General features: G+C 61.8%; 14 protein-coding genes. 1 reads left to right on the top strand and 13 read right to left on the bottom strand.

Translation table 11 applies throughout. The features are described from left to right. Window positions 1–6: 6 nt before the first annotated feature. The 9 genes from H5V43_RS04270 to uvrC form a co-directional block, all read right to left on the bottom strand. The gene (locus H5V43_RS04270) at window positions 7–1,584 is read right to left on the bottom strand and encodes a pilus assembly protein TadG-related protein (protein ID WP_158230022.1); all 1,578 of its coding nucleotides are present in this window, start codon (window positions 1,582–1,584) and stop codon (window positions 7–9) included. 21 nt (window positions 1,585–1,605) lie between these two features. Next, window positions 1,606–1,887, bottom strand: coding sequence for a hypothetical protein (locus tag H5V43_RS04265; RefSeq protein ID WP_025546523.1), 282 nt, complete (start codon window positions 1,885–1,887; stop codon window positions 1,606–1,608). 14 nt (window positions 1,888–1,901) lie between these two features. Beyond that, entirely contained in the window at window positions 1,902–3,383 is a 1,482-nt protein-coding gene (locus tag H5V43_RS04260; protein WP_025546521.1) for a type II and III secretion system protein family protein, read from the bottom strand. A 10-nt stretch (window positions 3,384–3,393) separates the two neighbouring features. Next, window positions 3,394–4,320: a Flp pilus assembly protein CpaB gene (cpaB, locus tag H5V43_RS04255; protein ID WP_173676446.1), complete on the bottom strand. Its 927-nt coding sequence runs from the start codon at window positions 4,318–4,320 to the stop codon at window positions 3,394–3,396. Between the two features lie 66 nt (window positions 4,321–4,386). Continuing rightward, the gene (locus tag H5V43_RS04250) at window positions 4,387–4,584 is read right to left on the bottom strand and encodes a Flp family type IVb pilin (RefSeq protein ID WP_025546518.1); all 198 of its coding nucleotides are present in this window, start codon (window positions 4,582–4,584) and stop codon (window positions 4,387–4,389) included. A 22-nt stretch (window positions 4,585–4,606) separates the two neighbouring features. Then, on the bottom strand, window positions 4,607–4,798 hold the full coding sequence (locus tag H5V43_RS04245) for a Flp family type IVb pilin (protein WP_025546516.1): 192 nt from the start codon (window positions 4,796–4,798) through the stop codon (window positions 4,607–4,609). Window positions 4,799–5,453: 655 nt separating this feature from the next. Next, a complete protein-coding gene (locus tag H5V43_RS04240; protein ID WP_037481179.1) occupies window positions 5,454–6,239 on the bottom strand; it encodes a hypothetical protein in 786 nt (261 codons plus the stop codon). 145 nt (window positions 6,240–6,384) lie between these two features. Further along, window positions 6,385–8,052, bottom strand: coding sequence for a sensor histidine kinase (locus H5V43_RS04235; RefSeq protein ID WP_244968662.1), 1,668 nt, complete (start codon window positions 8,050–8,052; stop codon window positions 6,385–6,387). A gap of 165 nt (window positions 8,053–8,217) precedes the next feature. Then, on the bottom strand, window positions 8,218–10,131 hold the full coding sequence (gene uvrC, locus H5V43_RS04230; protein WP_025546512.1) for an excinuclease ABC subunit UvrC: 1,914 nt from the start codon (window positions 10,129–10,131) through the stop codon (window positions 8,218–8,220). A 178-nt stretch (window positions 10,132–10,309) separates the two neighbouring features. Between uvrC and H5V43_RS04225 the strand changes: the two genes are divergently transcribed. Further along, a complete protein-coding gene (locus H5V43_RS04225) occupies window positions 10,310–11,365 on the top strand; it encodes an NAD(P)-dependent alcohol dehydrogenase (RefSeq protein WP_099185993.1) in 1,056 nt (351 codons plus the stop codon). A gap of 446 nt (window positions 11,366–11,811) precedes the next feature. On the opposite strand, the gene H5V43_RS04220 is transcribed toward H5V43_RS04225, so the two are convergent. The 4 genes from H5V43_RS04220 to H5V43_RS04205 all read right to left on the bottom strand — a co-directional run bounded on the left by H5V43_RS04220 (window position 11,812) and on the right by H5V43_RS04205 (window position 14,069). Beyond that, entirely contained in the window at window positions 11,812–12,426 is a 615-nt protein-coding gene (locus tag H5V43_RS04220) for a F0F1 ATP synthase subunit B family protein (protein ID WP_099185837.1), read from the bottom strand. Continuing rightward, complete coding sequence (locus H5V43_RS04215; protein ID WP_061938759.1) at window positions 12,419–12,913, bottom strand: F0F1 ATP synthase subunit B family protein; 495 nt, start codon at window positions 12,911–12,913, stop codon at window positions 12,419–12,421. The genes H5V43_RS04220 and H5V43_RS04215 overlap by 8 nt, the downstream gene beginning before the upstream one ends. 89 nt (window positions 12,914–13,002) lie before the next feature. Further along, window positions 13,003–13,230 carry a F0F1 ATP synthase subunit C gene (locus H5V43_RS04210; RefSeq protein ID WP_004207392.1) on the bottom strand — a complete coding sequence of 76 codons (228 nt, stop codon included), beginning with the start codon at window positions 13,228–13,230 and terminating at the stop codon, window positions 13,003–13,005. Between the two features lie 53 nt (window positions 13,231–13,283). Continuing rightward, a complete protein-coding gene (locus H5V43_RS04205) occupies window positions 13,284–14,069 on the bottom strand; it encodes a F0F1 ATP synthase subunit A (RefSeq protein ID WP_025546508.1) in 786 nt (261 codons plus the stop codon). Window positions 14,070–14,098: the final 29 nt, after the last annotated feature.

The raw sequence follows: 14,098 nt of genomic DNA, 5'->3' as shown, positions 1-14,098 counted from the left end.
TCCGCCTCACTCTATCAGGCGCGGAGTATCGCGCCGCGTGATCTGCGGGGTGCCGCCACCTTCGCCGGTGCCCGATGAGCCGATGACTTCCACATAAACGTCATTTCTGCTCGTGTAGGAAGCGGAACAGCCAGTCTGGTTGCTCGGAGTGCCCCCACATTTGGTGCGATCCATGCTAGGTTCCACCATGAAGACGTCGATGTAACCCGCCACCGGAATCGTCTTCTTGCCATTCAGTTGCTTGTTCTTATCGGCAAGTTTGCAATTGACCACGGCAGCGGTCAGGCGTCGCCTGTCTATGTTGTTCGTATTGGGCGCCACGCCCGGATAATTGCACTGTCCCGCCTGAGGCGTGCTGTAAGTGGAAAGATTGGGATTACCTGTCGTCGCCCTTGGTGCCAGGCGGGCCGCTGGATCCTCCGCTTCCCAAAGATAGGTTTGATAGCGGGTGACATTGGGCCCCAGACCAGCGGTGTTTTGCCAGTCAACGCTCGGATGATTGGATCGGAAATAGGCGGCCCTGTCCCACACGCCGTTGCCGATGCGCGAGGTATAATTGCTCGCGCCGATGGAATGCATCAGGTCGCGCGGGAAACCCATGATTTCCGGCGTAATGGTAGGACTCAGCACAGCGGCGGTCGTTGGCCGGTAACGTTTGCTCTCATAGTTGGTATTGTCAGCCGGATTTTCCTGCCAGGAACAGGTTGCACCGCGAACCACGTCCTTGCGCACATTAGTTGAAGGTGAGCAGGGAGGATTGGAACATGCGGAACTATTGCCGGGCGGGAAGTCGAACCGCATATTGAGCGAATCCCGCACGGCGTTGAGCAGGTTGCCCGTTTCCATCGTCACATTTTCGGTCGGCGCACAATTGCTATACAAGGCATTAGAAGCAAGAGCCTCTGCTACGCTGCTTGCACCCCTGCCTGCCTGATCGACGAAGCCGAAATTACCGGGCCCCCATTGCGTGCCTCCTTCCGCCATCACGATGCCTGTGCCGGATGGAATTGAAACCGCGTAATGGGAATTGGTGTTGCCATCAGGCTCGTCAGGATTGCAGATGAAGAATGGAACGGCTCCACAGATGGCGGAACCCACACCCGCATAAGCTGTCCCCGAAACAGGGCCGGAAGAAATTGCGGATACTATCGGCGTCAAGGCATAAAAGGCGGATCGCGTGCCAACGGTGACTTCAACGAAATTGGCTGTTGCGTCGTTCGTTGCGGCCTTGGATTTGTCCTTGGTCTCGTAGAAACGGATTGCCCCTGTAGCATCGCAGGCGGGCTCATCCGCAATCGTGATGCGCGGCGTTGAGCCATCATTTGCGAAACGGCTGCTATTGGCAATCAGGTTCCTTGCTGCATTTGCAGCTCTGCTGCACGCGCCAGTCGCACCGTCAAGTTGACTTGCCGCTGCCAGAGCCGCCTGATCCGCCGCGCTCTGCAACTCGCTGTCCATTCCGGCGAGCCGTGCATAATCGAAAGCAATCCCGCCTGCCGCGATCAGCGCGAAAAGCGACAGCGCAACCGTCGGAGCGACCGCACCGCCTGTCGACTGCAGCAAGCTTTTCCGAGCGCGAGACATGGGATCTCTCATCCTCCTCGTTCAGTTGGCTCCACTGCCGGAACCGCCACCACCGCCTCCAGTACCGCTGGTGGTACGGATCGACTGGGGCTTCTTCACCTTGTCGGTGCGATAGCGTTCCACCGCCGCGGCCGAGCGCTGGCCATCACCGCCCTCGACCAACGTACCTTCATAATGCGGGTCGGGATCGATCACCTGCATCGCATAATTGCTGCGCACCGCGCCGCCGAAGGTCGGATCGTTCGCCGTGCAGCCTGCCAGCAGGGGCAGAAGCAGAGCCGGGGCAAGATAAAGTGCACGCATCGTCAACCTCCTGCTCACAGCTCATATCCGCTGGGCGCCTTGCCTGTCGCGGGCGCTTCCTTGGCAGGCGCAGGCGCTTTCTTGGGCGCTTCGGGCGGCATCGCATTGGGATCGAGCGGATTGATCCCCACCGCCTTGTCCGTCCGCCCCATCAGGAACAGGTCGAGTTCGTGCGGGGGCGCGACCCGGTCGGTCGGCAGGCGCACATCCTCTGCCCGCATCGGCTTCACAAGGCGCGGCGTCACGATGATGACAAGCTCGCTCTCGCTCTTCTGGAAACCGCTGGAACGAAACAGTGCGCCGATGATCGGGATGGAACCCAGAATCGGAAACTGCCGCACCGTGTCCTGGAAATCCTTGCGCAGCAGCCCTGCCAGGGCGAAGGACTGCCCATCGCGCAATTCCAGCGTGGTGCTGGCGCGCCGCGTCTGCAGGCCCGGGATGGTGAGACCGTTGATCGTCACCGAAGCGGACGGATCGATGGAACTGACCTCCGGCTCCACCACCAGATTGATGATGCCATCCTCCAGCACTGTCGGCGTGAAACCCAGGCTGACACCGAAGGGCTTGAATTCGATGGTGATGGAATTGCCGCCGTTATTGCCGCTGCCGCCGCTATTGCCGCCCTGCGATACCGGTATCGGGAACTCGCCGCCCGCCAGGAAAGACGCCGTTTCGCCGGACAGCGCGACCAGTGTCGGCTCGGCCAGCGTGGTCACGACGCCCTTGCGCTCCAGCGCGTCCAGTGCAGTGGTGAGGTTGAGGCTGCCCACCGAATAATTCGCCGCCCCGATGCCGAAGCTGTCCAGAATCTTGCTCAGATCCACAATCGGCCGACCATTGGTGTCGGACAGGATGGCGGAAGACTGCGCCGCATTGCCGATGCCGCCCACCACCTTGCCGCTATCGGACAGGAAAGCGGTGTTGATGCCGAACTGCTTCGCCGCGCTGCGGGTCATTTCGGAAAAGCGCACTTCCAGCATCACCTGCTGAGCGGCGCCTACCGACATCATGTTGACGACCTTGTCACCGGCATAGGTCTTGGCGATCTGCACTGCGCGATCGACCGCCGCCGCGCTCGACACGGTGCCGGTCAGCACCACAGCGTCATTGGAAATGCGGGCGCCGATAGGCTGACCGGGCAACAGTTCCGACAATTGCCGCTTCAACGTCACGACATCGGGGCCTACGGCCACATCGACTACCGCGATCATCATGTTGCGGCTGTCGTAGAGCGTCAGGCTGGTGGTGCCCATCTTCTTGCCCAGCACATAGACCGAACGGTTGGTCATGGGCAGGACGTCAGCGATTTCCGCATTGCCGACCAACGCCTTGGAAAAAGGCCGGTCGACGGTCAGCACTTGGCTCTTGTTGAGGGGCACGTCGAGTTGGCCGGCATGGTTGGCGTTATTGACGTTGAGCGAGGCGACCTGCGCCTGCGCCTGCATGGGCAGCAGCGACGCACCGGCGCCCAGCGCCAGAGACAATGCCAGCATCGGCAAGGACTTAGCGGGAACCATAGCGCTTCACCTCATAGCTGGTGCCGGTCGTGCCGCGCACGATCTCGACCGATGCGGTCGACGGCAGAGCGTTCGTGTTCTTCGGAATCGCGCGGCGTGCGGGACGGAACGCGGAGGCCGGACGCGGCGGCAGATAGGCAAGGTCGGCAACGCGGGCGCGCGGGCCGGCAAAACCGCCCACATAGGCGCCGTCGCGCAAATCCTCTATGCCGACGGTCTGCACGGCGGGATTGGGCTTGTCGGTGATATTGCGCAGGACCAGCGTGAGTTGCCCGACCTGCTGCGCCAGAACCAGCTTCTGCGCGTCGACCTGGTTGACCTCCAGCGTCGCGGTCTTGCCGACGGCCGGGTCCTTGGACGTGTCATTGGCGTTCTGGTCAATGGCGATCACGCGCGTGCCTTGAAGCAGGACGTCGGTGATCTGCTGGCTGCCGCCTGCCGGGTCCTGAAGGGTGCGGGTGACGAAGACATCGACGGTGTCGCCGGGAAGCACGAAGCCGCCCGCGGCGGCTACATCGCTCACGCGTACGGCGACGGCCCTCATTTCTGGAGCCAGGACCGCCGACATCGTGGCCCGCCCGCCTTCACCGGAGAGTTTGGAGGCCAGTATCGGTTCGCCGGGCTCGATTTGCCGAAGGACGACGCGGCCTTTGCCGAGGGAGGTCAATTGGATGGGATCGCGGAAAGCGCCGGGAGGTACGGAATTGGCTGGCCAGTCGACCACGCGGATCTTTTCGGCGGTGACCGCCGATCCGAAAGGCAGCGAGACGGTCGCCACTACGACCTTGGTCATTCCGCCTTCCGGTGGCGGCGCCTTTTCGGCGCGGCTCAGATAGGCGTTGGCGACGAAAACGGCCGCAAGACCCAACAATATTGCGAGGCCTAAGACTATAAGTGATCTGCGCTGCCCCACGACAACTCCCCCCGGAATTGAAGGTATAGGAAGGCCAGTGATGTGACCGGCCTTCCTATTTCATCATTAGCAGTTCGCTGACGGAGAATTACCTGTGCCGACAGTCGAAATGCAATTGGTGGCATAGTTCATCGAGTTCTTGATCGCGCCACCAAGGTTCCAGGCAGCCAACGCAATGCCGGTACCGACAATAGCGAGGATCAAAGCATATTCAGCCGCCGATGCGCCGCTTTGATCAGCATAAAGATTTTTGAAAAAAGTCATGTCCCTCACCCCTATTTACAGTTTAGCAGCTGGGCTGCGTGTTCGTACCGACCGTCTTGACGCAGTTGGTCGCCGCATTCATCGAGTTCTTGATCGCGCCACCAAGATTCCAGGCGGCCAGCGCGATACCCGTCCCCACGATCGCCAGGATCAAAGCATATTCGGCCGCCGACGCACCACTTTGGTCGGCCCACAGGCTCTTCAAAAAGGTCATATCTTTTACCCCTACTCGCTGGGAGCAATTCCCAGTTGCTCTTGCTCAGCTCCACGGTAGGGGCCTGTCCACCTCGCGACCCCGGCGCCGGTATGCTCCGATCACCAGGTAGTTGGCAGTTCCCGTAGAACTTGCTTTCAAATTGGACCAAAGCTGATGCAAGTCAACATGGTAAAAAATATGTATATTTTTCAAAATCTTAAAGCAATTTTTTGTTAACCTTTTCCGTCAACCAGATTCATTACTTTAAGTAAACAATGGTATTTTTCTAATATATCTTTGGATATATGCTTTTAGAAAATTAGAGATTTTCTTTTATATTATTGGGATTTTTATTTTTATCTATTTTAAAATATCATAGTCAAACTGAAATTCAAGGAATATTATCCGAATTTCATTTTGAATAAAATAAAAGTTCTCAGGAACTCAAGCCTGTCTTATTTGAGAGGAATAGTTGGCCGTCCGCCGCTGAATTACCCGGGCGACTAATACCTTCGTTCTAGGCTATTCGGGGCAGACAGGATCGATAACTTGGCCATAGCAGCCGCCGCCACTCGCACCGATCATCGCGAATCAGCCGCGACTCGTCGCACAAAGGCCCGGAAATAAAGCGGTTTGCACCTGTCCCATTCAGGAGCAAATGTTGCCGCTTTCCTTACCTTGCGCTTACCCGATGACGGAAGGTGAGGTTCACCCGATCCGACAGCAGCAGATAGGGCAGCCAGATCGCGGCGCTGATCAGGACCTTCTTCACATTGCCTGTCAGCATGTCCAGCAAAGCGGCGTCGACGCCATGCGGCACATTGTCGATCCCCGCCACCAGATGGGCGATGCCCAACTGCGCCAGCAGGTCGACACCCCAGACCATTACGAGAAAGCGAGGGAAGAGCGGCACGAGGCGCAGGGCCATGGCAAAGGCGAACATGTAAAGGCTGGACAATATCACCACATCCGCCAGCATCACGCCGTAGAGACCGACGAACCAGGGCGGCGAATAGCTGCCCAGCGCGGGAATGGAGCTGAGAAATTCCAGCGTGCGCACCGGCACGTTCACCGCAATTCCCGCCAGCAGAGACGCCATCACGCCATAGAGGCCGAATTGCGACATCTCCCGCGCTCTCAGGCAGTCGACCTTGCGCCAGCGGCCCACCTGCGCCAGTCGAAAGGCGGGCTGGGCATGGATGCGTCCCGCCGGAAACAGCTTCAATCCCAGCAGCAGCGACCCAACAGGCGCGCCAACCACCAGCATATAGGGCAGCAGGCCCGCCCCGCTTCCCCAAGGCGTTCCGCTGTAGGGCGTCGCCGGAAATGCCAGCCGCAGGCCGCAGGCGAAGGCGGCAGCCATGATCCAGATGGCGACGATGCGCTCCAGATTGACCTGCATCGACAGCACGACGGCCACGCTCTTGCGGTAGAGACGGTCCCTGACCATTCGCACCATGGAACCGGACTCCTTTGCACGCCGAACCTTGCCGCGACTATCCGCGATGTTGGTAAACGTCCGGTAAATGCGCAATCGCGGGAAAGGTTCTGCGCGGCCGTCCAGATATGGTGAGCCATTGGAAAAGATAAAGCCCGGCGGCCCGTTACTTGCGCGGAACGGTGATGCGGATCGTCGTCCGCCCGCCGATATTCTGCAGGAACACCTCCCCGCCCAGCATCTGTATCCGCCGCATCAGCGACCGCGAAGGCACCGCCCCGCTCGATCCCAGCCGCGCCATATTGGGCACGCCATCGTCGCTCACCTGAAGGGCGATGCGGTTGCCGTCCGGTTCCAGCGCGAAGTTCACCATGGTCGCGCGCGCATGGCGTACCGCATTGGCGACGATCTCCCGCACGGCGAAGCTCAGTTCCCGGCCGATCATCGCGCTGGTCGCGCAATTGCCGTCCTCCACCTTCAACTCGCAGCCTATGCCCCACTGCTCGCCCAGGGAGCGCACCACCATCGCCAGCGTCTCCGGCAGATAGGCGAAATCCTCCTCATCCACGTCCGGATTGATGATCCAGCGGATCGTGGCGATCTGGTCCTTCGCGATGCGGTCGACATTCTCGATCACGGCGAGCGGCTCGACCTGCCGCCCGGCCAGCAGCGGCGCGATCTGGAAACGGATGCTGGCCAGCGCCTGCAGAACGCTGTCGTGCAATTCCCGCTGCAGCCGCTCCCGCTCCCGCGCACCGGCGATCACATGCGCGAGGTCCAGGCTGTTGCGGACAGTCAGTTCCTCACATGCGCTTTCGAAGACCCGCTGCGCGATGGCGGCCCGATCCTCATGGCAGGGATCGTCCAGACAGGCCGCGCCCACCGCCTCGAAGGTGCCGATGGTCACCCTTACCGTCAGGAGCGTTTCTGCGTCCAGCAGCGCCGTCCATGCCTGACCGCCCGGCGACAACGGTCCCAGCACGGCTATTCCATCCGCCGACAGCGAGATCGACGCATGTCTCGACCGGTCATGCCAACCGGTCTCTACCGTCAGCAAGTTGCCGAAACCCACCGCAGGCATTTCGCGCGCCGCGCTGCTGGCGAAGCGCAGGGGCTCATGGCTGGCAAGGCGGAACAGCACGGCAACCCCATGTCCGCGGGTCGCAAGCCGCAGGGCATGGAGCAGGAACGGGCCATGATCGCTCCCGGCGGGCGGCAGCTCCCCTTCCAGCAACCGCCTGTCCCGCTCGAATTGCAACAGCGTTTCCCGGCGCGGCCCGAGCAGCACGCCGGTAACCAGGATCGCCACCGCCAGATAGCAGGCACGCAGCACGACCCGCTCCGCTTCCGGCTCCGACGGCAGGGAAGCGATCTCGTCAAGCCATGTGACGCCGACCGCAGCCGTGCCCGCCGCCAGGGCAACGAGCAGATGGAACCGCCGCCGCACGATCAGCGCCACTTCCACCGCCACGAAGAAGCTGCCGGAAAAATAAGGGCTGTTGGACGGGTTGGTGACGACCAGCAGGGCCAGGAACAGCAATGTGTCCAGATAGATGACCGGTCGCCTGATCCGCATGTCCGTCACCCAGGAGCGGGACGAGAGCAACACCGCCGAAAACGCCAGCAGCAGCATGAGCAGGATCAGTACATGCTCCGCGCTTTCCGCCCAGTGGCGCGCGCTGGAGAAGCCGAAGCTGACGACGGCATAGATGACGGCCAGCAACAGTCGGGTGAAATCCAGCGTCTGCCACGGACGCAATGCCGACAGCGCCCGCATGTCCCACCAGCTCAAGCGCATAGCGATTTCGCCCGGCCCATTCATCGCGTGACGCATATCCCCCATCCGGCCCGATGCATCATGTCTGTCGAGCCGCTTCTTATGGAAAGGAAATCATGCCCCGGTCAAATGGCGATGGTCAAATGGCGATCCATTCGTCGCAGAGATAATCCGACGGTCCGGGCAATATGGCCGCGGCAATCCGGATCACCCCGCCATCGCTCAGCCGTGGAAATAATCATAGACCTGCTGCGCCACCGCCTTGGATACGCCCGGCGCCTTCAGCAGGTCCTCCAACGCCGCGCTCTTCACGGCCTTGGCGGTTCCGAAATGCATCAGCAGCGCCTTCTTGCGCGAAGGTCCGATGCCCGGCACTTCGTCGAGCGAACTGACGGTGATCGCCTTGCTGCGCTTCTGCCGGTGCGCGCCGATTGCGAAGCGGTGCGCCTCGTCCCGCAGCCGCTGAAGGTAAAAGAGCACGGGATGGTTGAGGGGAAAGGTGATCTCCCGCCCGTCCGGCATGTGGAAGACCTCCCGCCCCTCGCGGCCATGATGCGGCCCCTTGGCGATGCCGATCATGCAGACATCCTCTATGCCCATATCCTCCAATATCGTCCGGGCGGCGGACAATTGTCCCTTGCCGCCGTCGATCAGCACCAGGTCCGGCCATTCGCCGCTGTCGCGATCCGGGTCCTCGCGCGCCGCGCGGCCGAAGCGCCGCTCGAACATCTCCCGCATCATCGCGAAATCGTCGTTCGAGGTTTCCGGGTTCTTCATGTTGAACTTGCGGTAGGCGTTCTTGCGGAAGCCCTCCGGACCCGCGACGACCATCGCCCCCAGGGCATGAGCGCCCTGGATGTGACTGTTGTCGTAGATTTCGATGCGGTCGGGCACCCCGTCCAGCCCGAAAGTCTCGACCATCTCCTCCAGCACCTTCGCCTGCGTCGTGGTTTCCGCCAGCCGCCGGTCGAGCGCCTCCACCGCGTTGCGCTGCGCCTGTTTGATGAGGCGAGTGCGGTCGCCCCGCTGGGGTACCTCGATCCGCACCCTGGAGCCGATGCGCTCGGTCAGCGCCTGCGCCATCAGCTCGCATTCGGCGGGCGCCCGGTCGGCAAGGATCAGCTTGGGCGGCGGCACTTCCTCGTAAAATTGCGCCATGAAGCTGGCCAGCACCTCGTCCTCCGCCACTTCGGCGGTATGGACGGGGAAGAAGCTGCGATGGCCCCAATTCTGCCCGCCGCGGATGAAGAAGGCCTGGATGCACATCGCCCCGCCCTTGGTCGCCAGCGCGAAGATGTCGGCGTCGCCCAGCCCCTCGGCGTTGATCGCCTGGCTGCCCTGGATGAAGGTCAGCGCCTTCAGCCGGTCGCGCAGCACCGCCGCCTGCTCGAAGTCCATGGCGTCGGAAGCCGCCTGCATCGCCTCGCCCAGCTTCTTCTGCACGGCGGTCGATTTGCCGCCGAGGAAATCCTGCGCGTCCTTGACCAGTTCGCCATAGGCGGCATCGTCGATCCGGCCCACGCAAGGGGCGGAACAGCGGCGGATCTGATATAGGAGGCAGGGCCGCGAACGATTGGCAAAGAAGCTGTCGGTGCAGCTTCTCAGCAGGAACAGCTTCTGGAGCGCATTGATGGTTCGCGTCACCGATCCGGCGCTGGCAAAGGGGCCATAATAGCGCCCCTTATATTTGCGCGCGCCGCGATGCTTCTGGACACGGGGAAAGTCATGATCCTCGCGCAGCAGGATGAAGGGGAAGCTTTTATCGTCCCGCAGCAGGACATTATAGGGTGGCCGGAAACGCTTGATCAGCTGCGCCTCCAGCAGCAGGGCTTCCGCCTCGCTGTTGGTGGTGACGATCGTCATCGAGCGGGTCTGGGCGACCATGCGCTGGAGCCGCTTGGGCAGGCGGTCGACCTGGGTATAGTTGGTGACCCGGTTGCGCAGCGCGCGCGCCTTGCCGACATAAAGCACATCGCCCCGCGCATCCTGCATGCGATAGACGCCCGGACGGGTCGGCAGGGTTTTGAGCGTCGTGCGGATCGCCTCCACGCCGGCCTCTATGTCGGGCTGGCTGCCGGTGACGGTGAAGGTGGCCTTGTCTTCATGAAAGCGATCGGGGGATTGGGGACGCGACATGAGGGAGAAATAGCGGGATCGTCCCGGATCGCAATGGCATGGGGCTAAATTTCGGCCCGTCCTCGTTGATCCTTGGCTGACCCTTCCTATCTTCCTGCTGCTGCCGGAACTGGTAGCGCTATCCTCCATAATGCGGTCCCTTCAGGGAGGCCGCTCCTCCTTGAAGGAAGAGCCGATCATGATCGTGAAAGCCTATGGCGCCCATGCCGCCGATAAGCCCTTGGAACCCATCGACATCGAACGCCGCCCGGCCGGCGAACATGACGTGCAGATCGCCATCGCCTATTGCGGCGTCTGCCATTCCGATCTTCACCAGGTCCGCTCCGAATGGAGCGGCACGCTTTACCCCTGCGTTCCCGGCCATGAGATCGTCGGCCACGTCACCGCCGTCGGCAACGGCGTCACCCGGTTCAAGGTCGGCGACACGGTCGGCGTCGGCTGCATGGTCGATAGCTGCCAACATTGTTCGGCCTGCGACGAAGGGCTGGAGCAATATTGCGAGAACGGCTTTGTCGGCACCTATAACGGTCCGACGCCGGATGCGCCCGGTCATACGTTCGGCGGCTATTCGCAAAGCATCACCGTCAGCGAGAAGTTCGTCCTGAAGATCAACCACCCGGCGGATCAACTGGCGGCTGTGGCGCCGCTGCTCTGTGCAGGCATCACCACCTATTCGCCGCTGCGCCACTGGAATGCCGGACCCGGCAAGAAGGTCGGTATCGTCGGGATCGGTGGGCTCGGCCATATGGGGGTGAAGCTCGCCCATGCCATGGGCGCCCATGTCGTCGCCTTCACGACTTCGGAAAGCAAGCGGCAGGATGCGCTGGACCTTGGCGCCGATGAAGTCATCATCTCGCGCGATCCGGACCAGATGGCCGCCCATGGTGGAAGTTTCGACTTCATCCTGAACACGGTGGCCGCCAGCCATGATCTCGACGCCTTCACCACCTTGCTGAAGCGCGACGGCACGATGTGCCTGGTGGGCGTACCGGAACATCCGCACCCTTCGCCCAGCGTCGGCGTGCTGATCTTCGGGCGCAAGTCGATTGCCGGTTCACTGATCGGCGGCATTGCCGAAACGCAGGAGATGCTCGATTTCTGCGCGGAAAAGGGCATCACGGCGGACATCGAAATGATCGCGATGCAGGACATCGAAACCGCCTATGACCGGATGCAGAAGAGCGACGTCAAATATCGCTTCGTCATCGATAGCGCGTCGCTGGCGGCAGCCTGATCGACAGATCGGTGGCCGGCCCCGTCGCCGGCCATTGATCGACCGCGCGCCTGCCCTCCCCGAATGCAGATATGCGTTCCTGCGAAGGCGGAAACCCCGTTCCGCCCTCGCCTGCTAAGGATGGTCTGCCCGAAAACTCCAACGCAGAGCGGATTCCGATCCTGTCGTATCCGCTCGGCTTCCCCACCCTTTATTCGCCGCCTTTGACGAGCCAGCAGGTGATCCCACAGGCTTGAACGGCGCTCCAGAGCGCGCTGCGATAAATCGGGCGTGGGTCGCGCGCTCCAGGTTTCTGTAGTCGCATCCTTTTAAGCAGGAACCGGTCCCCATCCTTCGACAGGCTAGGACCGGCTTTTCTGCACGATGATCCAAAACCGCTTCACCGCTCAAAGAAAAAGGCCAGCGCGAAACCGCACTGGCCTTTCAATTCAATCCTCGGCAGTCTGTCAGACGTTCGGGCCAAGCCCCCTGATCGCGTCATCGACCAGGAGCTTATCGGCCTGCGCATCATGGCCCTGAACGATCAGGGCCGCCGCGGCGCCGGTCGCGGCGTTCACCGCCTTGGACCGAATGCCTGCGACCGCCGCGCGCTCAGCCGCGCCGATCTTGTCCTCCGCCATCTTCTGACGACGCGCGACCAGCGCGACGGCATTGGCCCTGGCGTCTTCCAGCAGCGTTGCCGCTTCATGCTCGGCGGACTTGCGCATTGCCTCCGCCTCGGCGGCGGCAGCCGCCAGCCTGGCTTCATATTCGGCCTTGAGCGCTTCGGCTTCGGCGCGAAGCTTGGAGGCTTCCTCCAACTGCGTCTTGATCTGCGCGATCCGGCCATCCAGCGCGCCGCCGATCAGACCGGGCACCTTCTTGATCAACAGGATCAGGATGAACACCGCCATCGCCAGACTGACCCAGGCCGTGGCATCCATGCCGACGGCCTTCGGGTCGGTGTGCGGGGCCACGCCTTCGTGAGCGACGGTGCCGACCGGCTCCATCCCCTCCGAATGGATCGCCTCATTCAGGTGCGGGGCTTCCGTCTCGCTATGCTGTGCTGCTGCCTCAGCCATGGGCCAGTGCCGCCTTTACTGCGTTGCGGGCTGCATCTTCCGACGCGTTCACGCCGGAAATGCGAGCCACCATGTCGCGCGCTGCATCAGCGGCAACGGTTTCAATCTCTGCCATGGCTGCGTCGGTGGCAGCCTTGATACGGGCTTCGGCCGCATTGATCTGGCCTGCAATGTCCGCATCGGCGGCGGCCAGCTTGGCTTCCGAAGCCTTGGCTGCCTCCACCTTCGCCTTGGCCAGGCTGGCCTGGACGGCAGCACGGCTTTCGGCGTCGCGGGCGCGATAGTCGGCCTCCGCCTCATCCGCGCGGGCGAAAGCCGCCTTGGCGGCATCCAGATCGCCGGTGATCTTCGCGTCGCGCGCATCGGCCGTCGCCTGAACCTTTGGCACCATGCCGAGGCCGATGACGAAGAAAACGAAACCGAATGTCAGCAGCAGCCAGAAGATCTGCGATGAATAGGTTTCGGCAATTTGCGCGATTTGAGGCATTTTTTCGGGTCCGTCCGATCAGGGCGCGGTCAATCAGAGGACGGGCATGGCGGCCGACCGGCCATCCCTGCCCGCCCCAAAGCGGCTGTTCAGGCCACGAACACCAGGATCATGGCGATAACGAACGCCAGCAGACCCAGAAGTTCCGCGGCGGCGAAGCCGATGAACAGGCGGCCCTGCTGGCCGTCGGCAGCGCCGGGGTTGCGCAGCGCGCCTTCGAGGAACGAGCTGAAGACGTTGCCCACACCGAGGGCGGCGATGCCCGCACCGATGGCGGCCAGGCCAGCACCGAGCAGCTTTGCGGCTTCTGCGTCCATGTTATAAACTCCTTTTCTAAACTCTATTCGAACGTTGAGGTAATGGCGGAAAATCAGTGCAGGTTCTCGGCATCGTTGATGTAGACCGAGGTCAGCAGCGCGAACACATAGGCCTGGATCACCGCCACCAGCACTTCCAGGGCGCTGATGCCGATCATCAGGATGAAGCTGGCGGCGCCGACGGTCAGGCCAAGCGCAGGGCTGGCATTGGCGCTGTTGATGACGAAACCTGCGAGCACCTTCAAAAGCACGTGCCCGGCGGTCATCGCGACGAACAGTCGCAGGCCAAGGCTGAACGGACGCACCATGAAGGAAACGAGTTCGATGAAGAAGAGCGGCACCACCATCAGCGCCGGGGTGCCGTGCGGCACGAACAGCGAGAAGAAGTGCAGGCCATGCTTGTAGAAGCCCACCGCCAGCACGATCGAGAAGCTCATGATCGCGAGCACGCCGGTCGCGGTGAAATGGCTGGTGAAGGTGAAGGGATGCAGGCCGACCAGACCCAGCGGCAGCAGGCCCAGCAGGTTCGCCAGCAGGATGAACATGAACAGCGAGAAGACGTAAGGAATGTACTTTTTGCCGCCCTCGCCCACATTGGCGATCAGCAGGCTCTTGATGAAACCGGTCATATATTCGACCGCCATCTGCCAGCGGCCGGGAACCAGTTCGCGCTTCATGCCGCCGACGACGAATATCCACAGCACCACGGCGGCCGCCACCATATAGAGCGCGCTGTTGGTGAAAGCGATGTTGAAGCCGCCGATCGACAGATGATCCGTACCGAACAGCGGTTCGATCGCAAACTGGTGCATCGGATCGATTTTGCCGGATTCTGCCACGCTGGACCCCTGTAACGTCTTTGCCTTCG

The sequence above is a fragment of the Sphingobium fuliginis genome (genome assembly GCF_015074805.1).
Taxonomy (GTDB): Bacteria; Pseudomonadota; Alphaproteobacteria; order Sphingomonadales; family Sphingomonadaceae; genus Sphingobium; species Sphingobium fuliginis.
The sequence above is the reverse complement of the archived record's forward strand: the minus strand, read 5'-3'. Positions and strand labels throughout refer to the sequence as shown.